21 protein-coding genes and 1 tRNA gene are annotated in these 25,160 nt (G+C 44.2%); 21 read left to right on the top strand and 1 reads right to left on the bottom strand.

The features are described from left to right. Positions 1–76 precede the first annotated feature (76 nt). Positions 77–1,024: a phosphate ABC transporter permease subunit PstC gene (pstC, locus tag NSS87_RS24980; RefSeq protein WP_042191272.1), complete on the top strand. Its 948-nt coding sequence runs from the start codon at positions 77–79 to the stop codon at positions 1,022–1,024. Beyond that, on the top strand, positions 1,021–1,902 hold the full coding sequence (gene pstA, locus NSS87_RS24975) for a phosphate ABC transporter permease PstA (RefSeq protein WP_339243323.1): 882 nt from the start codon (positions 1,021–1,023) through the stop codon (positions 1,900–1,902). The genes pstC and pstA overlap by 4 nt, the downstream gene beginning before the upstream one ends. 848 nt (positions 1,903–2,750) lie before the next feature. Here the strand turns inward: pstA and NSS87_RS24970 are convergent. Then, positions 2,751–2,824, bottom strand: a tRNA-Arg gene (locus NSS87_RS24970). Between the two features lie 280 nt (positions 2,825–3,104). Between NSS87_RS24970 and NSS87_RS24965 the strand changes: the two genes are divergently transcribed. The 19 genes from NSS87_RS24965 to NSS87_RS24875 all read left to right on the top strand — a co-directional run bounded on the left by NSS87_RS24965 (position 3,105) and on the right by NSS87_RS24875 (position 25,158). After that, positions 3,105–3,950, top strand: a complete 846-nt coding sequence (locus NSS87_RS24965) for a hypothetical protein (protein WP_339243322.1) — start codon at positions 3,105–3,107, stop codon at positions 3,948–3,950. 98 nt (positions 3,951–4,048) lie between these two features. Then, positions 4,049–5,380 carry a trigger factor gene (tig, locus tag NSS87_RS24960; RefSeq protein ID WP_339243321.1) on the top strand — a complete coding sequence of 444 codons (1,332 nt, stop codon included), beginning with the start codon at positions 4,049–4,051 and terminating at the stop codon, positions 5,378–5,380. 284 nt (positions 5,381–5,664) lie between these two features. After that, positions 5,665–6,255, top strand: coding sequence for an ATP-dependent Clp endopeptidase proteolytic subunit ClpP (clpP, locus tag NSS87_RS24955; RefSeq protein WP_036685049.1), 591 nt, complete (start codon positions 5,665–5,667; stop codon positions 6,253–6,255). A 12-nt stretch (positions 6,256–6,267) separates the two neighbouring features. Next, entirely contained in the window at positions 6,268–7,524 is a 1,257-nt protein-coding gene (clpX, locus tag NSS87_RS24950; RefSeq protein WP_042130648.1) for an ATP-dependent protease ATP-binding subunit ClpX, read from the top strand. A 109-nt stretch (positions 7,525–7,633) separates the two neighbouring features. Further along, on the top strand, positions 7,634–8,761 hold the full coding sequence (ispG, locus tag NSS87_RS24945; protein WP_060621818.1) for a flavodoxin-dependent (E)-4-hydroxy-3-methylbut-2-enyl-diphosphate synthase: 1,128 nt from the start codon (positions 7,634–7,636) through the stop codon (positions 8,759–8,761). A 133-nt stretch (positions 8,762–8,894) separates the two neighbouring features. Continuing rightward, on the top strand, positions 8,895–9,566 hold the full coding sequence (locus tag NSS87_RS24940) for a type IV toxin-antitoxin system AbiEi family antitoxin domain-containing protein (RefSeq protein WP_339243320.1): 672 nt from the start codon (positions 8,895–8,897) through the stop codon (positions 9,564–9,566). Positions 9,567–9,661: 95 nt separating this feature from the next. Further along, positions 9,662–9,787 (top strand): hypothetical protein, encoded by a 126-nt coding sequence (locus tag NSS87_RS24935; protein ID WP_269321776.1) that lies wholly within the window; start codon positions 9,662–9,664, stop codon positions 9,785–9,787. Between the two features lie 571 nt (positions 9,788–10,358). After that, complete coding sequence (lonB, locus tag NSS87_RS24930; protein ID WP_042191261.1) at positions 10,359–12,068, top strand: ATP-dependent protease LonB; 1,710 nt, start codon at positions 10,359–10,361, stop codon at positions 12,066–12,068. A gap of 293 nt (positions 12,069–12,361) precedes the next feature. Further along, positions 12,362–14,725, top strand: a complete 2,364-nt coding sequence (gene lon / locus NSS87_RS24925; protein ID WP_339243319.1) for an endopeptidase La — start codon at positions 12,362–12,364, stop codon at positions 14,723–14,725. Positions 14,726–14,737: 12 nt separating this feature from the next. Beyond that, the gene (gene yihA / locus NSS87_RS24920; protein WP_042191256.1) at positions 14,738–15,394 is read left to right on the top strand and encodes a ribosome biogenesis GTP-binding protein YihA/YsxC; all 657 of its coding nucleotides are present in this window, start codon (positions 14,738–14,740) and stop codon (positions 15,392–15,394) included. A gap of 104 nt (positions 15,395–15,498) precedes the next feature. Then, positions 15,499–16,281, top strand: a complete 783-nt coding sequence (locus NSS87_RS24915; protein ID WP_076300707.1) for a CpsB/CapC family capsule biosynthesis tyrosine phosphatase — start codon at positions 15,499–15,501, stop codon at positions 16,279–16,281. A gap of 136 nt (positions 16,282–16,417) precedes the next feature. Then, positions 16,418–18,397 (top strand): S-layer homology domain-containing protein, encoded by a 1,980-nt coding sequence (locus tag NSS87_RS24910; RefSeq protein ID WP_339243318.1) that lies wholly within the window; start codon positions 16,418–16,420, stop codon positions 18,395–18,397. 125 nt (positions 18,398–18,522) lie between these two features. After that, positions 18,523–19,302 carry a Wzz/FepE/Etk N-terminal domain-containing protein gene (locus NSS87_RS24905; RefSeq protein WP_339243317.1) on the top strand — a complete coding sequence of 260 codons (780 nt, stop codon included), beginning with the start codon at positions 18,523–18,525 and terminating at the stop codon, positions 19,300–19,302. Further along, positions 19,283–19,969 carry a CpsD/CapB family tyrosine-protein kinase gene (locus NSS87_RS24900; protein ID WP_339243316.1) on the top strand — a complete coding sequence of 229 codons (687 nt, stop codon included), beginning with the start codon at positions 19,283–19,285 and terminating at the stop codon, positions 19,967–19,969. The genes NSS87_RS24905 and NSS87_RS24900 overlap by 20 nt, the downstream gene beginning before the upstream one ends. A 41-nt stretch (positions 19,970–20,010) precedes the next feature. Next, a complete protein-coding gene (locus NSS87_RS24895; RefSeq protein WP_339243315.1) occupies positions 20,011–21,843 on the top strand; it encodes a nucleoside-diphosphate sugar epimerase/dehydratase in 1,833 nt (610 codons plus the stop codon). 24 nt (positions 21,844–21,867) lie between these two features. Beyond that, entirely contained in the window at positions 21,868–22,548 is a 681-nt protein-coding gene (locus NSS87_RS24890) for a hypothetical protein (protein ID WP_339243314.1), read from the top strand. Between the two features lie 2 nt (positions 22,549–22,550). Beyond that, on the top strand, positions 22,551–23,555 hold the full coding sequence (locus NSS87_RS24885) for a stalk domain-containing protein (RefSeq protein ID WP_339243313.1): 1,005 nt from the start codon (positions 22,551–22,553) through the stop codon (positions 23,553–23,555). 96 nt (positions 23,556–23,651) lie between these two features. Beyond that, positions 23,652–24,278, top strand: coding sequence for a sugar transferase (locus tag NSS87_RS24880; RefSeq protein ID WP_076300713.1), 627 nt, complete (start codon positions 23,652–23,654; stop codon positions 24,276–24,278). Position 24,279: 1 nt separating this feature from the next. After that, positions 24,280–25,158, top strand: coding sequence for an NAD-dependent epimerase/dehydratase family protein (locus NSS87_RS24875; protein WP_339243312.1), 879 nt, complete (start codon positions 24,280–24,282; stop codon positions 25,156–25,158). Positions 25,159–25,160: the final 2 nt, after the last annotated feature.

Below are 25,160 nucleotides of genomic sequence, written 5' to 3'. Positions count from 1 at the left end.
CTAAAGATCATATTGAACGGTAACAGCGGCCAGCTCCGATCTTGATACGGGGGTGGCCGCTTACAGGAGGGAAAGTATGGGGGCACCAGTCCAAGGCTTGGCAACTAGGGGAAAAGAGAGCGTAACGCAGGTTAGCGCTAATCCCAAACGTCATGGTAGACATTTGTTTAGCAACAAATTGTTTAAGTTTTATTTTTTATTCAGCATTCTTGCGCTTTGCTTCGTGCTTGGACTTGTAATTCTATTTATCGGCAAAACGGCTATGCTTCTGTTCGGCCATCTCTCGCCTGCGGACTTTTTCTTTTCCTTTAACTGGACGCCGGAAGAGGATTCTTTTGGAGCGGCTGCCTTCATTGTAAATACACTTTCACTAACTGCATTAACGCTGCTGATCGCAGTTCCTATTTCGGTAGGGATGGCAGTACTTTGTGCAGAGATTGCTCCAAAATGGATGAAGACTTTTATCCGTCCAGTGCTAGATTTATTGGTAGGTATTCCTTCAATTGTTTACGGATATATAGGCTTAACGGTATTACTTCCTTTCTTGCGCAGAATTAGTGGGGAGAGCTTAGGCGATGGTTTGTTAGCCGCTGCACTTGTGCTCGCATTAATGGTGCTGCCAACGATTTGCCGAATCAGTGATGATGCCATTGTCTCTGTACCGCGCAAATATCGGGATGCTGCATATGCGCTTGGATCTACCCGTTTACAGGTCATCATGCGTGTAGTACTGCCTGCGGCTAGCCGGGGAATTATCTCTGCGGTTATTCTAGGTATGACTCGTGCTGTGGGTGAGACGATGGCTGTAGTTATGGTTATCGGGAATACACCGCAATTGGCGAAGACGTTATTCACGCCAGCATCGGTGCTAACTAGTAACATCGTTATGCAAATCTCCAATGTAGAGTTTGACTCTACATGGAACTATGCGCTACATATGATGGCATTTCTCCTGCTAGTAATATCATTTGTATTAATTCTGATCATCCGCGTGCTGGGTAGAAAAAGGAGGGATGCAGCGTGAACGGATTCGCAAGTACAAAGCATACAGCGCGGGCTCAAAGAAACAATAAAATTGCAACCATAGGGTTTTATACGCTTGGGGCTTTAGTCATGCTGCTGATCTTCTGGCTGCTCTTCACGATTCTTAGTAAAGGTTTACCGGCACTTCGGCCCGATTTCTTGATTAAACAGCCTGAAGAGATTGACGCAGGTGGTGGGATTGGCCCGGTGCTGTTTAACTCCTTTTACATTTTGTTCATCTCGCTGTTTATTTCCGTTCCAATTGGTTTGGGTGCGGGAATCTATATGGCTGAATATGCACCAGACAATAAATTTACAGGCGCACTACGTATTTGCGTAGAATCTCTGTCATCAGTACCATCGATTGTGTTCGGTATGCTCGGACTCGCGATTTTTGCGGAATATTTCGATATCGGTCTGACGATTCTTGGCGGAGGCGTCAGCTTGGCGCTGCTGAATCTACCTATGCTTGCGCGAGTGACAGAGGAAGCGGTACGTGCTGTCCCCGGGGAGATCCGCGAGGCTGGTTATGCGCTTGGGATGACTAAATTCCACGTGATCCGCACGGTAGTCCTGCCTGTTGCAATGTCTGGCATTGTTACTGGGATTTGTCTCGTTGCTGGACGCGCCTTCGGGGAGTCTGCGGTTATTATCCTTACCGCTGGTCTCAGTACCTCGGGCGAAATGTGGGATTTCAATCTGTTCTCGCCGGGTGAAACACTGGCCGTACACCTTTGGTATGTACAATCCGAGGCGATCGTAGAAGATGCGCGTCAAATTGCTGATAAGTCGGCAGCCGTGCTTGTATTTGTAGTTTTGTTTATCAATTTTGTATTTCGATTTCCGTTGTGGCTTAGCAATCGCCGCAAAGGACACTAATTCGTTCAATAGGTACGTAAAAACTGTCACCCGGCAATGGATATCGGTGGGTGACCGTTTTTTTTGTTTTCTTATGATGAATTATTTAATGTAGCATTCCCTCCGGATACGGCCAAAGGAATAACCTCTCGAAACACTCATGGCAAGGCTGAGACAATATCGCACATTTCACTTTCAGTCTAAATTGATAATATTCGCACAAACACATCCTGCACTATTTCTTCCGCGTGCTCCTGCTTCCCAGCATACGAATAGTAAAAACATTTTTTCGTAATGTGCCTCGATTTCCTCAAAGGATAAAGGATAATGTAATGAGTAATGAGTAATGAGTAATGAGTAATGAGTAATGAGTAATGAGTAATGAGTGATGAGTAATGGTGTTAGGGGTGGCTTTAGTTGCACTTTATGCAGCTATTTATCATGGTGTAGGGTTTATTTAGGATTAATTGTACTTTGTGCAACTAAAAATGGAGAAAATGACAATCTAGGAGTAAATCAGAGAATATAAGTGTACGGAATGCAGTTAAACCGAGTTGTTGAGGTCAAAGGGAACCTTTTAGTTGCACAAAATACAATTAAAGTGTTCGAGTTAGGTGGAACCTAAGATTGAACGTTGCCTAATAATCTGACTGCTACGTGGGTGTAAAACGTAGTAGGGGACTTGACGAAGCTTGAGCTCTATAGAAGTCTGAACTCCATTAAAGAGTGAGCTACATCAAAGCCTGAGCCTCATGGAACCCTAAGCCCTAGGCTCTGCTCCTAGCTCTGTCCCTAGGGCTAGGCCCTCCCACTGGTTCGCATCCCCTGAACGCAAAAACAGCCTCCCCGAAGGAAGGCTGTTACTCTGACGTCCCGGAAGGGATTCGAACCCCTGACCGTGCGCTTAGAAGGCGCATGCTCTATCCAGCTGAGCTACCGGGACATGATTGCTGGCTGAAAAGCAAGCAGGAGTTATCATATCATGTACGTCGATGTTTTTCAAGCTGTTTTTTAAAAAGAGTACGGGGTATGCTATAATCTACAATTATTAAGTTTCGGAAGAAGCTTAAGGTCTTAATAACATTTATGACGTTTTAGAATTCAATTCACATAATTAGCTATAAGGAGGTGCCCTCATTAAAGATTCAGATTCCCCCGCCACAAAAGAGAATATCGTCCTGTTTCCCAAGACACTGGACTATTATCAAATCCAGCTTACGGTGATGCTGGAGAGTGAACGATACGGGGAAGCGATGGAGCTGCTGCGTTTTTTGTTGCAGTGTCAAGGACAGGAAGAACGAAATTACGAGGAATGGCGGTCTCTGCTGGAATGGCTCGAAACAGCTTTCCCCTACGCCTCTCAGAATGGAGATGCGGAAGGAGCTGTTCACCCCGAAGACGAAGATTTAAGGGAAGAAGATATGGCCCGTTTCTTGGCCAAATCAAAAATGACTGAGGATGCGGGGTATCCTCAAAAGCTGCTGCAGCGGATAATGAATGAGCCGCTGTCAGAGGCGACAATCCTAGCACTAGAGCAGCTTTCATATCTGGAAGGCGGCGGAGTCGATGAGGCGCTGACGGCATGGCTGCAGGGGGATAATGTTCATCCACTGCTGCAATTTCGGACCCTGCAGACCCTTCGGCGGCGTGGGATGCAGGGAACAGTGAATCTGATTCGTGGTCACGAAACAGCAATTGTAGAGATTGAAAGTGTGCCGCTGCAGACAGAGGATTTTCCACCACAGGTGAGTCAGGTGCTCGAGCGGGTAGCCGAGCAGGCGGAGGTACATGAGCCTACGCTGTATTATTTTGCACAGGAGCTCTGGGGCCAGTTCGTCATGTCTATTTATGGATCGGAAGAGTATCGGAAAATACTGGATGGGGAAGACGCGCTACTAGATATTTGGGCGGGGGCGTTACACCAGTTTGTATCTGAGAGCTTAAACGGTACACGGCAAGAGGAGGAGACTCGTGGAATGTACGGCATTACAGACGGCATGCGCTTTCAATTTGAGGGGGCATATCGTGCGCTCAAGGGTTTTGTAAAGACTTCTCTACTTGATAAATAAAGTAATGTTGTATATAATATAATGGTTATTCTGTGCGTGGATTGTATCATTTTTTGAAGTAAACTTGTGAACCTATATTTTGGAGGGAAAAGTATAATATGAAAGCAACATGGGAAAAAATAGAGAAGAACCTTGGAGTTCTTGAAGTAGAAGTTGACGCAGAACGCGTTGCAGCAGCACTTGATAAAGCTTTTAACAAAGTCGTTAAGAAAGCTAACGTACCAGGCTTCCGTAAAGGTAAAGTGCCACGCCCGATCTTTGAATCCCGTTTTGGTGTAGAAAGCTTGTACCAAGATGCAATCGACATTCTTCTTCCTGAAGCTTACGGTGAAGCAGTTGAACAAACTGACATCTTCCCTGTAGACCGTCCTGAAGTTGATATTGAGCAATTTGCTAAAGGTCAATCCTTTATCTTCAAAGCGAAGATCACGGTTAAACCTGAAGTGAAGCTCGGCGATTACAAAGGTCTGGAAGTTCCAGTACAAAAAGCTGAAGTGACTGAAGAAGAGCTGAGCGCTGAGCTTGCTCGTCTGCAAGAGCGTCATGCTGAACTCGTAGTAGTTGAAGAAGAAGCAGCAGCTAACGGCGACATCGCTGTGATCGATTTTGACGGATATGTTGATGACGTACCGTTCGAAGGCGGAAAAGCTGAGCGTCATTCTCTTGAACTTGGTAGCAACTCCTTCATTCCTGGATTTGAAGAGCAAGTAGTGGGAATGTCCACTGGAGATTTCAAAGATGTTGAAGTTACTTTCCCTGAAGAATACCATGCAGAGAACCTTGCGGGTAAGAAAGCAGTATTCAAAGTGAAACTGCACGAAATCAAACGCAAACAACTTCCTGCACTTGATGATGAGTTCGCTAAAGATGTAAGTGAATTCGAAACTTTGGAAGAGTACAAAGCAGATCTGAAAACTCAGCTCGAATCCCGTAAACAGGATGAACTGAAAGGCCTTCGCGAGAACGCAGTTGTTGATAAAGCAGCAGCAAACGCTGAAGTTGAGATCCCTGAAGCAATGATCAACAGCGAAGTTGAGAACATGGTTCGTGACTTCGACACTCGTCTTCGTCAACAAGGTATGAACATGGATATGTTCCTTAGCTTCTCGGGTCAAACTCGTGAAGACTTGCAGAACCAAATGAAAGGCGATGCTGAAAAACGCGTTCGCAACAACCTGGTACTGGAAGTTATCGCTAAACAAGAGAACATTGAAGTTTCCGAAGAAGAAGTTAACGAAGAGTTGGCTACTATGGCTGAAGCTTACAAACGTACTCCAGAAGAAATTCGCAGCATCTTGGCAGCTAACGGTTCACTGGGCAGCTTGAGCGAAGAACTTTCTTTGCGCAAAACCATTGATTTCCTTGTTAGCAATAGTGTAGAAGTTGAAGCAGTAGAAGAAGCAGCTGCTGAAGACACTAAAGCTGAGTAAGATTTTTTAAACTACCTAGAACGGTCGAGCAATCGGCCTCCATACAGATATGATAAGGCACGTAAGTTTCGTTACGTGCCTTATTTTTATCCTCGGGCACAGATATATGTGATTACATAGGTATCCGTATGAGCGTATGGTATTAAGGAAATTGGCGTGATGACGTCACTATCACAAGCGGTGGACAGGTCTGCTGTAGTGAAAAAATGACATCGGGCCGTGAACGTGTTAAAATATTTTTGAAACGATAAGACTAATCTGTATAGAGAAAAGAGGTTGGTGGCATGAGTCTGGTACCAATGGTTGTGGAATCAACAAGTCGTGGGGAACGTTCATACGATATCTATTCCAGATTGCTCAAGGATCGCATTATTTTCTTAAGCAGTGCGATTGACGATGATGTCGCCAATCTGGTTATTGCTCAACTGCTGTTCCTTGCAGCAGATGATCCCGAGAAGGACATTCACTTGTACCTCAACTCACCCGGTGGTTCAGTAACAGCCGGCATGGGTATATACGATACGATGCAATATATCAAACCGGATGTTTCAACCATTTGTGTAGGGATGGCGGCAAGCATGGGATCGCTCCTTTTAACAGCTGGGGCTCCGGGCAAAAGATACGCGCTGACTAACAGCGAAGTTATGATTCATCAACCGCTCGGTGGTGTTCAAGGTCAAGCGTCCGACATTTGGATTCATACCGACTGGATCCTCAAGACGAAACAGAAGTTGAATCAAATTTATGTAGATCGCACAGGTCAGCCCCTTGAAAAAATCGAACGGGACACAGACCGCGATAACTTCATGAGCGCGGAAGAAGCCAAGGAATATGGGCTTATTGACCAGGTTCTTTCTTCACCGATGAAATCTTAAAGGGGTGGTTAGATGTTTAAATTTAATGATGAAAAAGGGCAATTGAAATGTTCTTTTTGCGGCAAATCACAAGAGCAGGTTCGTAAGCTTGTAGCAGGACCGGGCGTTTATATATGTGACGAATGTATCGAGCTTTGCACGGAAATCGTGGAAGAAGAGCTCGGTCATGAGGAAGAGCTTGATCTGAAGGATATTCCGAAACCAAAGGAAATCCGCGATATTTTGGATCAATATGTAATCGGTCAAGAGCAAGCGAAGAAATCGCTGTCTGTTGCAGTTTACAATCACTATAAGCGTGTGAACAGCCAAAGCAAAATCGAAGATGTTGAACTGACGAAGAGTAATATTCTTTTGCTCGGTCCAACAGGTTCGGGTAAAACTTTGCTCGCACAAACGATGGCGAAGATTATCAATGTTCCATTTGCGATTGCTGATGCTACTTCCCTAACGGAAGCTGGTTATGTCGGCGAGGATGTTGAGAACATTCTGCTTAAGCTGATTCAAGCGGCAGATTATGATGTGGAGAAAGCCGAACGCGGCATTATCTATATTGATGAGATTGATAAAGTGGCACGTAAATCCGAGAACCCGTCTATTACTCGTGACGTATCCGGTGAAGGTGTACAGCAGGCGCTTCTGAAGATTCTCGAAGGAACGGTTGCTTCCGTACCTCCACAAGGTGGTCGTAAGCATCCTCACCAAGAGTTTATTCAAATTGATACGACGAACATCTTGTTCATCGTAGGCGGTGCCTTTGACGGTCTGGAGCAAATGATTAAACGCCGTATCGGTAAAAAAGTCATTGGCTTCAACGCAGCTGTTGAAGGGCAAAAGGATCTCAAGCCTGGCGAATATTTGTCGATGGTATTGCCTGAAGACTTGCTCAAATTCGGATTAATCCCTGAATTTGTAGGCCGTCTACCGGTCATCTCGACTTTGGAGCCGCTTGATGAGAATACGCTGGTGCGTATCCTTTCCGAGCCTAAGAATGCACTCACGAAACAATACATCAAGCTGCTGGAAATGGATAACGTAGCGCTGAAGTTCGAACCGTTGGCACTCGAAGCAATTGCCAAGGAAGCGATCAAACGCAATACGGGAGCCCGTGGACTGCGCGCGATTATTGAGAGCATCATGCTTGATGTGATGTATGAAGTTCCTTCACGCGATGATATTAAGGATTGTGTGATCACGGAGCAGGTCGTTCAAGAGAAGGCTTTGCCTGAATTGAACCTTAAGAAAGACAAAAAGAAAGAGGAAAGCGCGTAAGTCGCTTACCTTAACAATACATGTCACTGTCTCCACCTTTCTTCCGCTTATCCCGCTTCACTAGCGGTTGCGAAGGGGTGGAGCTTTGGCGTTATGGGGGAGAAAAATCATGTTCTTGAGACACCAAACCCGTCCTGTCAATGTTGGCGGGCTCATTATTGGGGGAAACAACGAGGTTGCGATTCAAAGCATGTGTACAACCAAAACAGCTGATGTGGAGGCTACTGTAGCCGAAATTTTACGGCTTGAGGAAGCAGGCTGCCAACTGGTACGCGTTACTGTCAACAATGAAGAGGCAGCCGCCGCGATTAAGGAGATCAAGAAGCAGATTCATATCCCACTCGTAGCGGATATTCATTTTAACTATAAGCTCGCGCTGATGGCTATTGAGAACGGCATCGATAAAGTACGGATTAATCCGGGCAACATCGGTCGTCGGGAGAAGGTAGAAGCGGTAGTTAAAGCGTGTAAAGAAAAAGGGATTCCGATTCGGATTGGTGTAAATGCCGGATCTTTGGAGAATCATCTCTTGGAGAAATACGGATATCCGACTCCAGAAGCTATGGTAGAAAGCGCACTATACCATATTGGGATTTTGGAAGAGCTGGATTTCCACGACATTATCGTTTCCTTAAAAGCATCTGATGTGCCAATGGCCATCGAAGCTTACCGTCAGGCTGCGGAAGTTATTCCTTATCCGCTGCACCTCGGGATCACAGAATCCGGCACCTTGTTTGCCGGTACAGTAAAAAGCTCCGCGGGTATCGGTGCACTGCTCTCTATGGGCATCGGCAGCACCCTGCGTATCTCGCTTAGTGCTGATCCAGTGGAAGAAGTTAAGGTGGCACGCGAGCTGCTGAAGACCTTCGGTCTGATCTCTAACGCGGCAACACTCATTTCTTGTCCGACTTGCGGACGACTTGATATAGATCTCTTCTCCATCGCTAATGAGGTGGAAGAGTACATTTCGAAGCTTAAGGTGCCTATTAAAGTATCAGTGCTAGGATGTGCCGTTAATGGTCCTGGTGAGGCGCGTGAAGCGGATATTGGTATTGCTGGTGCCCGTGGGGAAGGTTTGTTGTTCCGTTACGGTCAGATGATTCGTAAGGTGCCTGAAGCGGAACTCGTGAACGAGCTGAAGAAGGAAATCGATGCGATTGTTGTAGCGTATGAGGAAACTGGTGAAATCCCAGGTCGCGCTCATGCTAATCTTGCACCTCCGGTGCAATCAAAGTAATTTGGTCTTTTACGAATTAATGATTCAATTCATAATATGTGGCGAAGAACGCCCTGTTACCCCCCCCGGTATATCCGGTGGTGGGAACGGGGCGTTTTTTTGCGTGGAATAAATTAATCAGGGGGAACATCGAATGAACTATGAACAAGCCCATGAAGCGTTTATTGAGAAGCATCTAGCAAGCAGGAATGGGGAACGACGAGGGAGGCTGGAGAGAGGGCATCGTCATGCCGAAGAAATGTTTTTACAGAATGTATGGTGGCCGCTTCGTGGAGATTTCAATGATCTACATCCGGAGTATGAAGTGCTGGATTGGCGCGGACGATCTTATTTCGCGGATTATGCTTTTTTGCCGGGGCCTATCAAGCTCTTGTTCGAGATCAAAGGGTATGCAGCGCATGTGAGGGACATGGACAGGCTGAAGTATTGTAATGAGCTAAATCGTGAGACGTTTCTGTACGGAATGGGTTACCAAGTAATTTCATTTGCCTATGACGATGTGGAACAACGCCCAGAGCTATGTATTACACTGCTGCGTGTGGTGCTAAGCCGTTATTTAATTGTAGACGCACCGCATGGAAAATTACTATTTGCTGAGAAGGAAATCATGCGATTAGTGGTTCGCCAAGCGGGGACAGTTCGTCCCAAAGATGTAGCAGAGTATTTTGCTATAGACCCCAAAACGGTACGTTTGATGTTGATGAAGTTGTGTGAAAAGGGCTGGCTAACCCCTGTGACAAGGGGGATCGGTGTCAAATATGTTGAGTATAAGCTGGCTCGTGATGTCCTTTATTACTGGGATTAACATAGTAAGTTTAATGGTTGATGGGCTAATGTTTAAGGAATTACCTGCAGATGGGATGCTGGAAGTGCGAATGACTTGATTAGAAGGAGTGGGGTATGGAGTATGGTAAGGAAGTTGGTATGTTATATGTAGTTAGTATGGAATGTGATAAGGAATGTGATAAGGAATGTGGTGAGGAGTGCCGTAAGATGTGCACTATGGAGCGAAATTTGGAGCATTAATAAATAATTAGGGAAAACCTCCCTGAAAAAAGCCTAATATCGTTCCAAATCGATCTTTTTAGGGAAAACCTCCCTAATAAATGAGCGATTCACCTTATTTATAACCATTTTGGCTGATAATCAGGGAGGAATTCCCTAATTATCAGCCTAGAGTCCATAAACAACATATAATCAGGGAGGAATTCCCTAATTATCCGCTTAGAGATGATAAACAACGAATAATAAAGTGGATTTTCTCGGATTATCGCTTGAAGACCATCTTAAGCTTCTTCCATAGATGACTTAACGCCATTGAGCACACAGTCGACAGAAATAGGGGCCTACCGAACGTGAATGTAGCACCAAGTTCTATGACTGTTCATACCCATCTTCCAGCTAGAGGGGGGAGAATCTAAGGTGCATCTAGCACTCCTTAGAACTTTCAACCCCCCAAATATAAATTCAGCTGCTTGTCTTACACCAACAATTCAACAAATCCTCAATTGTGCGTTTACTAATTACCGAAACGGCTATACTACCTAATAGTAGCCAAAGGTGGAAAGGTAGACTGAACGAAACAGGAGGATGACCTATGGAATTAAGTATAGTTGTGATGATCGTGCAGCTCTTTTTCGCGCTGGTTATCGGCGTATACTTTTGGAATCTGCTGCGGGGTCAGAAGACAAACAAGACGGCGGTAGACCGAGAGTCGCGTAAGGAACTGGATAAACTACGGAAGATGCGTATGATTTCACTAACCAAACCATTGTCGGAGAAAACTAGGCCGGCTTCTATTGGAGATATTGTTGGGCAAAAAGATGGGCTCCGCGCCCTGAAGGCCGCACTATGTAGTGCTAATCCGCAGCATGTGATTATTTATGGTCCGCCAGGAGTCGGCAAGACTGCAGCGGCGCGCGTGGTCATGGAAGAGGCGAAAAAAAATGTCCTTTCCCCTTTTAAAAGTGACGCCAAATTCACTGAAATTGATGCGACGACCGCTCGTTTTGATGAGCGTGGTATTGCCGACCCGTTAATCGGATCGGTGCATGATCCTATTTATCAAGGTGCTGGAGCCATGGGCGTAGCAGGTGTGCCGCAGCCAAAGCCAGGAGCGGTGACGAAGGCGCATGGCGGGATTCTTTTTCTGGATGAGATCGGTGAGCTTCACCCCATTCAGATGAATAAGCTGCTAAAGGTGCTGGAGGACCGGAAGGTTCTACTAGAGAGCGCGTATTATAATTCGGAGGACAATAATACTCCGGCTTATATTCATGATATTTTTCAAAATGGCTTACCCGCTGATTTCCGGTTAGTGGGTGCGACTACGCGTTCCCCGGATGAGATTTCTCCCGCGCTGCGTTCACGCTGCATGGAGATTTATTTCCGTCCGCTATTGCCGGATGAGATTGCGGTCATCGCGCGTGACGCGATACAGAAGATCGGACTGAAGCCAAGCCCTGAAGCAGTAACTGTTGTGCAGCAATATGCAACAAATGGCCGGGAGGCAGTCAATATGATTCAGCTCGCAGCTGGATTAGCGCTAACGGAGCAGAGAGATACGCTAAGTGCTGCTGATGTAGAATGGGTAGCGGGTAGTAGCCAGCTTCCACTTCGAACAGAGCGCAAGATTCCTTCCGCGCCACAGATTGGATTGGTTAATGGACTTGCAGTGTATGGACCGGGAATGGGCACCTTGCTCGAGATCGAAGTATCCGCAGCGCCTGCGCAGAACGGTCAAGGTAGATTGAACGTAACCGGAGTTGTAGATGAGGAAGAGATTGGAGGAGGTTCTCGCACGATTCGGAGAAAGAGCATGGCTAAAGGCTCCGTTGAGAACGTATTGACCGTACTGCGTACCATGAATCTGGAACCAGACCGTTATGATCTGCATGTGAACTTTCCAGGTGGAACACCCATTGACGGACCATCAGCGGGGGTTGCGATGGCAGTTGCTATCGTCTCCGCCATTCGTGGTCTTCCCGTGGATAATACCGTAGCGATCACTGGTGAGATAGGCATACATGGGCGTGTGAAGCCTGTTGGTGGTGTAATTGCGAAGGTGGAGGCTGCTTTTCAGGCAGGAGCTACTACGGTGCTTATTCCAAAAGAAAACTGGCAGTCCCTATTCGCTGACCTCGCCCCACTACGCGTCATTCCAATGGAAACGGTGGAGGAAGTATTCCGTCATCTGTTTGGCGCCGATACAGCAGATGTTAGGCTTCCAGCAGTAGCTGGAGAGCTATTCTCAGCAGCACCTTCACTTTTGAAGGCCGATGCCGCTGGCGAGTCTGCAAAGGGTTGAGCTTAAATTATTACCTAAAATGTAAGCTAGGGTGTGTTATGGTTTCGATAAGTAAATCGTGACTTGCCACTGTGAAATAAAGGGAGCCGCAGGCGTGTCTGCTGCTTCCTTTTTTAAAGTATAGATTCACACTTTCCATAATCCTTACATTTCTTGGAGAAACGTTGCCGTTTTTTAAGGATAATAAGGTTGTTTATTCTTAAATTGCAAGTACTTTGTTGGTGTTTTGGGGCTGCTTTTGTTAGAATGAATGCATATGAGATTAATTGAGAGCCATGGGAGGTGCGAAAGCGATGATGACAAATAAAACAAAAGGTCGTCGTTTTCCTTTATTACCGCTAAGAGGTCTTCTTGTGTACCCAAGCATGGTTCTTCACTTGGATGTGGGCCGTGAGAAGTCAGTTCGGGCACTAGAAAAAGCTATGGTTGAAGATAATTTAATTCTTCTGTGTTCACAGTCGGAAGTGAATATTGAAGAGCCTGGTCAGGACGATATTTTTCGGGTCGGTACTGTCGCGAATGTGCGGCAAATGCTGAAGCTGCCAAACGGTACGATTCGTGTACTGGTTGAGGGTGTAGAACGAGCCGAAATTATTAATTATATCGATAATGATGAGTATTATGAGGTTATGGCGCGCGAGCTACCAGAAGAGGAAGATGGCGATCAAGAGTGTGACGCGCTGATGCGTACAGTACTTAATCAGTTCGAACACTATATAACGTTATCCAAAAAAGTGACACCAGAGACACTGGCTGCTGTATCCGATATTGAGGAGCCGGGTCGTCTTGCGGATGTCATTACGAGCCATCTATCGCTGAAGATCAAGGATAAGCAAGAAATTCTAGAGACGATTGATGTCAGTAAACGGCTAGAGAAGCTTCTTGATATTCTTAATAATGAGCGTGAAGTGCTGGAGCTTGAACGCAAGATCAATCAACGTGTGAAGAAGCAGATGGAGAAGACGCAGAAGGAATATTATTTGCGCGAGCAAATGAAAGCGATCCAGAAAGAACTCGGCGAGAAGGAAGGTCGGGTGGGAGAAGCGGAAGAACTGCGGAATCTCATGGAAGAGAAGAATTTGCCGGAACGCGTGAAAGAGAAGATGGAGAAGGAAATCGATCGTCTGGAAAAAATGCCAGTGAGCTCAGCGGAAGGTGGCGTAATTCGCAACTATGTGGATTGGCTGCTGGGTCTTCCTTGGAATGAACAGACAGAAGATGACCTTGATATCAAGAAGGCAGAACAGGTACTTGATGAGGACCACTACGGTTTGGAAAAACCAAAGGAACGGGTATTGGAATATTTAGCTGTTCAGCAGTTGGTGAAGAAGCTAAAAGGTCCGATCCTATGCCTTGTAGGGCCTCCAGGTGTAGGAAAAACCTCACTCGCTCGCTCCATCGCACGTTCACTTAATCGTAAGTTCGTTCGCATTTCGCTTGGCGGTGTGCGTGATGAAGCGGAGATCCGTGGTCATCGCCGGACTTATGTGGGTGCGATGCCAGGCCGAATCATTCAAGGGATGAAGACGGCGGGAACGATTAATCCGGTTATCCTGCTAGATGAGATTGATAAAATGGCTGCAGATTTCCGTGGCGACCCATCCTCAGCATTGCTTGAGGTATTGGACCCAGAACAGAATAATACGTTCAGTGACCATTTTGTCGAGTTGCCGTTTGATTTATCAAACGTTATGTTTGTTACAACAGCGAATGTAGTGCATAACATTCCGCGTCCGCTACTCGATCGGATGGAAATGCTGTTCATTCCGGGTTATACGGAACTGGAGAAATTGCAGATCGGTAGCCGTTATCTTTTGCCGAAACAGAAGAAGAATCATGGTCTTGCAGAAGACCAGCTGATCATCGAAGACGACAGTTTATTGCGTATCGTGCGTGAATATACTCGTGAATCCGGTGTGCGTAATTTGGAGCAGCAGATTGCAGCGTTATGCCGCAAAGCCGCGAAACAGATTGTGTCCAAGGAAAAAGAAAGTGTAGTCATTCTACCGGATGACATCAAGGATTACTTAGGTGCATCGAAATACCGTTACGGTATGGCGGAGCTTGAAGATCAGATTGGCACAGTAACTGGACTGGCCTGGACTGAGGTTGGTGGCGATACGCTGTTGATCGAAGTGACTGTTGTGCAGGGAACGGGCAAGCTGACACTTACTGGACAACTGGGCGATGTAATGAAGGAGTCGGCGCAGGCCGCTTTCAGTTATACACGTTCGAAGGCGGAGGAGCTGGGACTCCAGCCCGATTTTTATGAGAAGATTGATATTCATATCCACATTCCTGAAGGTGCGATTCCGAAGGATGGCCCGTCTGCAGGGATTACGATTGCTACCGCTTTGATCTCTGCACTCACGAAGCGTTATGTTTCGAAAGATGTGGCTATGACCGGTGAGATCACCCTACGTGGACGTGTATTGCCGATCGGTGGACTGAAAGAGAAGTCTTTAGCTGCACACCGTGCTGGATATAAAAAGATCCTTCTTCCCAAAGACAATGAACGTGATCTGAAAGAAATTCCAGAGAGCGTACGCAATGATGTGGAGTTCATACCAGTATCTAACATGGATCAGGTCTTGCATCATGCGTTAGTTGAGTATCATAATGAAATTAGCAGTGAGCCACCGAGTAGTGTGCATTAGAAAGGAAGTCCTATGAAAGTTAATATTGCCGAATTTATAATCAGTGCCGTTGGCCCTGATCAATACCCTGATGATGCTTTGCCAGAGGTTGCTCTGGCAGGGCGCTCCAATGTAGGGAAGTCATCCCTCATTAACCGAATGATTAACCGCAAGAATCTGGCTCGGACAAGCTCCACTCCAGGTAAGACCCAGCATATGAACTATTACCGTATCAATGAAGACAGCATGTATTTTGTTGACTTTCCAGGTTACGGATATGCTAAAGTGTCGAAGACGCAACGTGCAACATGGGGCAAGATGGTAGAAAAATATCTATCTGAGCGCGATACGTTGAAGCTTGTTCTGCTCATCGTGGATCTGCGTCATCCGCCGACCAGCAATGATAAGATGATGTTCGACTGGTTGAAGCATTATGATCTTCCTATGTGTGTAGTAGCGACTAAGGCGGATAAGATTCCGAAGACTCGCTGGCAAAAGCATATCAAGATCATGAAGCAGGAGCTTGGCGTGCTGCCAGGGGATAATTTCATTCCATTCTCTTCAGAGATTGGCCTTGGTAAAGAAGAACTTTGGGGATTGATTGATGGGTATGTTCTCTCCTCTCCAGATTCTGAAGATGCTGAAATAGATGGAAATGAACCTCAGCAAGAGGAACCTACTGAAGCATAAGACAAGAACTCATTTACAATCAAGCAACCATTCCATTTGGGAATGGTTGTATTTTTTTATGGGTAAAACTAAATTTTCTATGTGAAGGGACCGATAGATAACATATGAAAGATATCCATTGCCACATCTTACCCTTTATGGATGACGGAGCTACTGATTGGGAATCCGCTCTCGCCATGGCGCAAGACGCCTATAGGGACGGGATTACATCCGTCATTGCCACACCACATCACGCCAACGGTCAATATATGAATAACTCCGCTAGTATAAGAGAAGCAGTGGATCTGATGAATGAGAAACTTCGTCAGCATGGCAATCCACTGCTTGTTCTTCCAGGTCAGGAAATCAGAGTGTACGGAGATTTACTGGATGATCTGGAGCGGGGGCAACTGCTAAGTCTTGCAGACTCGCGGTATATTTTGCTAGAAATGCCTTCTTCACGAGTCCCACGCAACATGGAAGAAATCTGTCACGAGTTGATCATTCAAGGGTTCGTTCCGGTCATCGCCCATCCGGAGCGTAATGCTGAAGTAGCTGCCGATCCTTCTAAGTTAGAAAGATTGATAGAGCTGGGATCACTTGGTCAGGTAACCGCACAAAGTCTTGCAGGCGTCTTCGGGAATAAACTTCAGAAGCTATCCCTGGAGTTATGTCGTAGAAATGCAGTACATGTGTTGGCCTCTGATGCACATGACAGTGTTCATCGTCCTTTTGGATTAAATGCTGCTTATGTGGTTTTAGAGAAACAATTAGGTCCTGAGATGCGCGACTATATGCGCGAGAACTCTCAGCAAATTGTGGCAAATGGAGAGGTTATTCGTGGTAATCACGTACAAAAAAGGGGGAATCGACACAAATTGTTTGGGATTTTTTCCCGAAAGGGCTGACTAATCTACCTAATAGTGGTAGAATGGGTTTTATTGGGTGAATCGTTGAAATACGTAATAGTGTAGACATAAGGTGAAATAGTATAGGACTATAGTAACAAAAGAATTTAAATACATATAAAGAGGTGGATATTTAGTGACTTTGAAAAAGAAACTAGTAGTATCAACATTGGCAGCAAGTATGGTAGCAGCATCCGTAGCGGGTCTTCCGTTGGGTAGCCTTGGAGCAGTGGGTACAGCATATGCTGCTACAGTTAGTAGTAGTACAGCAGTTAAGGATAAGGTTATTGCTGTTTACAAACAATTATCCGCAACAGATGCAGTCTATCTCTACAATTTGAAGACTGAGGTTGCAGCACTGAGTGAGGCAGAATTCGTAGAAATTTTTGCTCCAGTCTTGAACAAGCTTTCATTGGATGAAGTAGAAACAAAGACATCACTTAAATTGTTCCAAAGCGTTACTAGTGTAGTATATGATGTCTATGGAAACGATTTCTCTGGAATTCAAATTATTCGTAACGACGACAAAAACATTGCCCTGCTGAGCAAAATTGCAACTAAAGCGGGTGTGTCTGGTCTTACTGTAGATAGTGTTTCTGAATTCTTAATCAGTGTAGAAACAGAACTTCGTACACTGGTTAGCAGCAAGACAACTGCAGAGTTGTTGGAAATTCTCACATCTGAATCTGGTTACGATACTTTGTTGGATGAAGCTATTGCGAAAGTATTGAGCCACACTACAGGAGCAGGAGCTCTTACAGTAAGCCAAGCGTTGCAAAATCTTGGAGTTACTGCTGGTGATGTGAAGCAAACATTGAAGAACCTGAATAATACGATTAAATCCGCGAAGCCTGCGGCGAAGTCACTTGCACTTGCTTACGTTAAAGCTTATGGATTGGGCGATAATGGTAACGGCAACGGCAATGGTGGTAGCAATGGTGGGAATGGAAATGTTACAACTCCTGTAACTCCTGCTCCAACTCCAGGAATCTACGACGTATCCAAGCTAGTAAGTGTTGTTGACGGTAAAGCAACAGTAAAATTGGTAGATGCCGATGTAATTAAAGAATTGGATAAGCTAGTTGCAGCGAATTCTGGCAAAACAGGTCTTACTTTGACCCTGAATCTGGGAACGGTAAGCGCTGCTACAGTTGAAGTTCCGCTTTCCCAAGCAATTATTGAAGCTGCAAAAGCTAAAGGTGTTGCAAATATCGCGGTTACTTTCAATGGTGTAACAGTAACGATTCCTGTAAGTCAGTTCAGCACAGCTATTGCATTGACAGTAACTACCGCTAAACCAGAAGTTGTAACTTCTGTTACCAAACTGAAATTGGCTTCGGATGTTTACGAATTTGCACTTAGCGTGAACGGTGTAGCAACAAGTACATTTAAACAACCAATTACTATTAAACTTCCGCTTAAGAACATTGATGGTCTTGATAAAGAATTGCTGTCCGTTGCGAAGCTTGTATATGGCAGCCTGCAATTCCAAGGTGGTGTGCTTGACGGAGAGTTCATCGTAGAACCACGTGATACTTTCTCATCCTATGCAGTGCTTGAGAATAAAGTAAACTTTACGGATATTGCTAGTGTACAAGCATGGGCTGGCAAACAAATTCAAGTCGTAGCTGCAAAAGGCGCGATTGAAGGCGTAGGCGAAGGGAAATTCGCACCGAAGAGCAATGTGACTCGTGCAGAGTTCGCTAAAATGCTGATTCGTGCGCTTAATCTGGAGAACAATTCAGCTGTACAAAGCTTTAGCGATGTAAGTTCAACTGCTTGGTATGCACCATATGTAGCAGTTGCAGCAGAAAAAGGAATCATTACTGGCCGCAGTGCGGACAAGTTCGATCCTAATGCAACTATCACACGTGCAGAGATGGCAACTATGATCTCCCGCGCAGTGAAATCTATCAATCCAGCTGCAACAACGAATGTAACGGCAATTAGCCAATTCTCCGATGCTGCTAAGATTAGCGCATCTCTGAGAGATGGCGTAGCATTTGCAGCAGATCATAACTTGGTTATCGGAAATGCTGGTAAGTTCAACCCGAACGATACAGCAACTCGTGCTGAAGCAGCAGTAATTATCTACCGTACTATTAACTTCAAGTAAGTAAATTAAAAAGTATAGTATACAGCCTCCTCTCATGTAGGTGAGAGGGGGCAATTTTTTGCCAATAGGGAAGTGCTGTAATATAGTAACGAAATATTTCAGAAATAGCTTGGAGGTAATTACACTTGTCATCACAAGAATTGGATCTTCGCGATTATTTTCAGATCGTCAGGAAGAGACTATGGCTGATTGTTAGCATAGTTGTTTTGGTGTGCGGTGTTGCTGGTGTGTACAGTCTGTATATTAAGAATCCGGTGTATGAAGCATCCACTAAGATTATTGTTAACCAGACTCCGACTCAATCGACTGCAGCGCAGCTTGATTTGAACCAGATTAATACTAATATTCAATTGATTAATACGTATAAGGAAATTATTAAGACTCCAGCCATCCTTGATATTGTTACGAGAGATTATCCGCAGTTCAATATTACTGCAGAAGAGCTGTTGAAAAAGGTTAATGTGAGCTCCGTCAATAATACGCAGGTGATGACACTTGTCGTTCGAGATAATTCGTATCAGCGAGCCGCTGAAATCGTGAATGCCATTTCACTTGTATTCAAGGATGAGATTCCTAACCTATTTAACGTGGAGAACGTATCGATTCTAAATGAGGCCAAAGTAAATCCACTTGTCGATCCAAGACCGGTAGAACCGAATGTCTTAATGAATATGGCTATAGCTTTCATCGTTTCCTTGATGATTGGTTTAGGGATTGCTTTCTTGCTGGAATACATGGACGATACGCTGAAGACAGAAGCTGATATTGAGAAGTATCTTGGTTTGCCTACCATAGCTATGATTACAAGATTGGGGCAAGAAGAAAGCAAACAAGGTGCCGCACAAACTCAGAAACAATCATCCAGAAAGGCGGGGGACCTCGAACATGTCACAGCTTCCAAATAAACAACGCCATCTGATCACCGTTACGAACCCACGCTCTCCTGTCTCTGAAGCGTTTCGCGCATTGCGCACGAATATTGATTTTTCTTCTGTGGATCAGACTATTCAAGTGATTATGGTCACTTCATCCGGACCGGAAGAAGGTAAATCAACAGTTTCTGCTAATTTAGCTGCGGCTTATGCACAGGCAGATAAGAAGGTATTGTTGATTGACGCGGATTTGCGGAAACCGACAGCACATAAGACTTTTTCGCTTAGTAACCGTTTTGGGCTATCTTCACTACTGTCACAGCAGGCGGTTCTTGAGGATACTGTCCAAGATTCTGGTGTTTCCAATCTTTCCATCATGACCTCAGGACCGATTCCTCCAAATCCAGCAGAAATGATGGCTTCTAATCGGATGAGTACTCTTTTGCAGGACTTGCGCCAGCGTTATGATGTCATTCTTATTGATACTCCACCGTTATTGGCGGTTACAGATGCGCAGATCATGGCTTCAAAGAGTGATGGTGTCATTATGGTTGTCAGCTATGGCAAGGTAAAGCGGGATATTGCTGTAAAAGCTAAAGCTAATCTCGATCGTGTAGGTGCAAAAATGCTTGGCGTGGTTCTCAATAATGTAAAACGTAAAGCCAGCGAAGGTTACTATTACTACTACTATGGAAATTGATTTGTTCTTTAACAATAATGTTGTTTTTGGAGGCACTGAAAATGACAGCGAAATCTAGAGTAGTTCTTTTATTCTTTATTGACCTTGCAATCATCTGGTTCAGCATTATAACATCCTATTTGTTTCGGTATCCTAATCATCCTATCCAGGATTACGTTGTACAGATGCTGCAATTTGGTGTGATTGCAACGGTTGCGTTTGGTGGAAGTCTGATCTATTTCGGTTTATACCGAAGAATGTGGCAATATGCCAGCATTGGTGAGATCATATCCGTTTCAAAAGCGATTGTAGTAGGGTCATTACTCTCATTTGCAGCAGCATATTTTATATTGCCGGAACGAGTGCCCCTAGCAATTGAAGTTCGGACTATGGAGACTGTTCTTGTGTTAGTAGGTGGGGTTCGATTCTTGTGGAGAGTGCTCCATAATGATCGAATCAATTACAAAGACACTCAGACCCATACACTTATTGTAGGTGCAGGCGATTGCGGAATATTAATTGCTAGGGAAATGATGGGACCTTCTTTTGCTCATACCAAACTAGTAGGTTTCATTGATGATAGTATCAATAAATATCATATGTCGATACTGGGTGTGCCAGTCTTAGGCAATCGTTACGCGATTCCCGCTATTGTGAAAGAACGGGAAATTCATGAGATTATTATCGCTATGCCTTCCGTTTCACGTACTGAAATCTCTGAAATTATTAATCTTGCGAAGAAGACAGGGGCCAAGCTAAAGATTATACCGGCGCTTAACGATCTGATCGCGGGAAAAATATCAGTGAAGAAACTGCGAGATGTTAGCGTTGAAGATTTACTAGGTCGTGAACCGATTATAGCCGATTTGAACAGTATTCTAGGTTATGTACACCACAAGACTGTGTTAGTTACGGGGGCTGGTGGATCTATTGGTTCAGAACTCTGTCGGCAGATTGCCCCATTTGGTCCCGACAAGTTAATGTTACTTGGACACGGAGAGAACAGCATTTATATGATTGAAATGGAGCTTCGTAAGAAGTTTCCTGATCTGAATATTGTTACCGTAATCGCGGATGTACAGGACCGCAGTCGGATAATGGACGTATTCAGCAGCCATAAGCCACATGTTGTCTTTCATGCGGCAGCACATAAACACGTCCCATTGATGGAGCGAAACCCTTCCGAAGCCATTAAGAATAATGTCTTCGGAACAAGGAATGTTGCGGATTGTGCTGATAAATATGGTGCGGAGAGATTTGTAATGATCTCTTCAGATAAAGCGGTTAACCCAACGAGTGTGATGGGCGCAACTAAGCGTATTGCTGAAATGTATGTACAAAGTCTGCATACCACAAGTAGAACGAAGTTCTCAGCCGTGCGTTTTGGGAACGTGCTTGGTAGTCGTGGAAGTGTAATTCCGGCCTTTAAAGAGCAGATTGCTGCTGGTGGACCAGTCACTGTTACTCATCCGGAAATGGTCCGATATTTTATGACGATTCCAGAAGCTGTTCAGCTTGTAATCCAGTCGGGTTCTTTTGCCAAAGGTGGCGAAGTGTTCATTCTGGATATGGGAGAACCCGTAAAGATTCTAACGTTAGCGGAAGATTTGATTACACTCTCTGGTTATGAACCTTATAGGGATATTGATATTCAGTTCTCCGGTATTCGTGAGGGCGAGAAGTTATATGAAGAACTGTTAACAGATGAAGAAAATTTAGGCTCTACAGATCACGGGAGAATCTTTATCGGTAGACCTAATGTGATAAGTCTGAATCAGCTAGAATTGGAATTCAAACGCTTGGATCGTGTCCTTGCTGAAGAACCAGAAGTTATACGTGAAGTAATTAATCAGATTGTACCGATGCAGCCCGTTACTCAAGTTGCTATCAGCTAATTTATTCATAAAGGGGATACTTAAATGTTCAACAAACGATGGAAAAAGATCCTTTTATGGACGCTGTCAATCATTGTAGTTCTAGGTGTAGGTGGTGTGTTCGCTGCTAATTATGCTGTGGATAAGCTGATGAATTCAATGGCAGATGGTTTTGATCTGGAGTCTGAGGATCAAGTTAATGGTGGTCAAGATCAAGGAACTGCACCTGAAGATACAGTAGCAGATGGTAAGGTCGAACCTGTAGCTTCTGCAACACCTGTTCCATCTATAGATGATAAGGGAAGCAAAGATACTGGGGAAACTGGAAAAGATACAACAGCTTCTACTACTAGTGAACCTACGAAAGCTCCATCAACAGATTCGAAAGATACCTCTTCAGATGGCTATACAGCAGAGGTTTCAACAGATAAAGCTAAAGAAATTCAGGATAATGTAACGATGAAGGATAAAGCAGACGTAGCTGCTATTGTGCTCGGTCAACTAAGTGTATCTGATATTAATCGTCTAAAAGATTTGGCCAAAGGTGGCTTAACCATTGACGAGAAACGGGAAGCACGCAGTATCATCCTCGGTAAAGTATCCGAAGAACAGTACAATGAGCTTTCACAGGTTGCTAAGAAGTACGGTGTGAGTCAAGGGAAGACACGTGATCAAATTCTTAAAGAAGAAGAGCAATTAAAAGCGAAAGAAAAGGGAAGTGAATAAGTATGTCTAAAGCAACGCTACCAGTCATAGCTCTATCGTTAATAGCATCAATAGGGTTAGCACCCTTAACGGCATCCGCTCCTATTTCCGTATCAGCAGCAGCAGCGGTACCAAATGCAACAACTAAGGTAGCAACAGCTACGGTCCAAGTACAAAGTATGAATGTAAAGATGATTTTTGACGGTGTTAGTATTCAACCACCAGTAGGGCAGTACGTGTTTATGTATAACAATACAACCTATGTTCCATTACGGTTTATGTCGTATGCCTTGCAGAAGAGTGTAAGCTGGGATGCTAAGAACGTTAAGGTTACTGTAGCAGAGTCTAACAGCTCAGAACTAGTAGTGATTAAAGAGTATCTAATGAATGCAACAAACGGGAATAGTGCTTCAGCAGTATCTAAGAATCTTGTACTCAATCAAGTTAAGGCAAGTTATGTATTTAACGGTGCAACCAAGGCGTTACCTACGGGGCAATCCAGCTTTATCTTGAATGGCTCCTTATATGTACCCCTACGTTTTTTATCGGAATCTGTAGGTCATAACATTAGTTGGGATCAGAAGACGAAGACCATTACTGCTGCTTCTAAGGCGTATCAAGAGCAAGTTGGCACTAAGGATCCATCTCCAGTAGCGACACCAGTACCAACCGATTCAACAGGTGGTGCAGCAGGAGGTGCTGCCGGAACTGGAAAGGTATCGTATGAGACCATTACTAGTGAAGCGGAAGCCAAACTTACTGCGCTTAAAGATCAAAGCCAATCGACATTAATGAGTATTGCGTTAGAGTATCTCGGAGCAAAAGATGAAGCGAGTAAAAAGAGTATTAAGGCTAAAGGTGTACAACAACTTTCAGCGTTTACTGCTAGCTTCAATAGTATAGTTGCCGACACTGAACAAAAACTGAACAGTAATGGCTATAGTACGGCTATCATAAGTCAATATAGAAGTGAATTTGAATCGCAGCTTCAGTTGGGTAAAGATTTGGCTGAGGGAATGGCTAACTAAACAAGATAAGACGATAATCTCTATGTCTTTGACATAGAGATTATGTACATAGATTACATAGATAGAAAATAGTAACTTAAAGGATCAGGTGAATTTATGAGACCTTATGTTTACGTGAAACAAACCATTGATTTTCTGCTGGCTTTAATCGGAATGTTAGTGTTATGGCCGGTTTTCTTGATCATTGCGATTGCGATTAAGACAAGCTCAAAAGGCCCTATCTTATTTAAACAAAAGCGATTAGGTAAAAATAAATCGGAATTCTACATCCTTAAATTTAGAACCATGCGAACGGACACTCCTAATGATATGCCAACTCATCTATTGAAGGATCCGGATTTCTTTATTACTAAAGTAGGTAAGTTCCTAAGAAAAACAAGCTTGGACGAACTACCTCAGATTATTAATATCCTCAAAGGTGAAATGAGTATCGTTGGACCTCGCCCTGCGTTGTGGAATCAGTATGATTTGATAGCTGAACGTGATAAGTACGGGGCAAATGATATCAAACCTGGACTGACTGGGTGGGCACAGATTAATGGTCGGGATGAGCTAGAGATTGATATTAAGGCTAGGCTTGATGGGGAGTATGTTGCAGGTCTTTCTTTTATGTTTGATATAAAAGTATTTTTTATGACGATCCTAAGTGTTCTGAAATCGGATGGTGTAAAAGAAGGAACAACAAAACAGGAAGTGTCTTCTACTAAAGGGGTAACCTTATAAAATGAGCAAACGAAAGATATTAATTACTGGTAAAGGGAGTTACGTTGGTACCAATTTTATTAAGTGGCTGGAACAATGGCCAGATCAATATGAAGTTGTGGAGCTTTCGGTAAGAGGCACACAGTGGAAAGAACATGATTTCTCGATCTATGATGTAGTGCTCCATGTTGCCGGGATCGCTCATGTATCTACGGATCCAAGCATGGAGCAACAATATTATAAAATTAATCGCGATTTGGCGATTGAAGTTGCAGAAAAAGCAAAGAAAGAACATGTTAAGCAGTTTGTTTTTACTAGCAGCATTATCGTTTATGGCGATAGTAGCCATATTAACAAGAAACGGATCATAGATAGAAACACTATACCTCAACCATCTAATTTTTATGGGAATAGTAAGCTCCAAGCAGAGCTAGGGATCTCACTTTTAGAAAGTGATGATTTCAAAGTAGTTATAATTAGACCACCTATGATTTATGGTAAGGGTTCTAAAGGAAATTATCCAAAATTGGCGAGTTTTGCACGTAAATTACCACTATTTCCTGACATCGACAATGAAAGAAGTATGCTTCATATAGATAATCTTTGTGAATTTATTAAGCTGATGATTAAGAATAATGAACAAGGATTGTATTTTCCTCAGAATGCTGAGTATGTAAAAACAGCTGAAATGGTTAGATTAATCTCAGAGATTCATAAGGAAAATATAAAACTCATAAAAGTATTTAATCCATTACTTAGATGTATGGGGAATTTTGTAGGTACAGTGAATAAGGCATTCGGTAATTTAGTGTATGAGCAAAGTATGTCTACTTATAAAGAAAACTACAGGATCAGAGGTTTGAAAGAATCAATTGCAGTCACAGAAGTGGAGAAGAGTTAGAG

The sequence above is a fragment of the Paenibacillus sp. FSL F4-0243 genome (assembly GCF_037963295.1).
In the GTDB taxonomy this organism is placed as follows: Bacteria; Bacillota; Bacilli; order Paenibacillales; family Paenibacillaceae; genus Paenibacillus_AQ.
The sequence above is the reverse complement of the archived record's forward strand: the minus strand, read 5'-3'. Positions and strand labels throughout refer to the sequence as shown.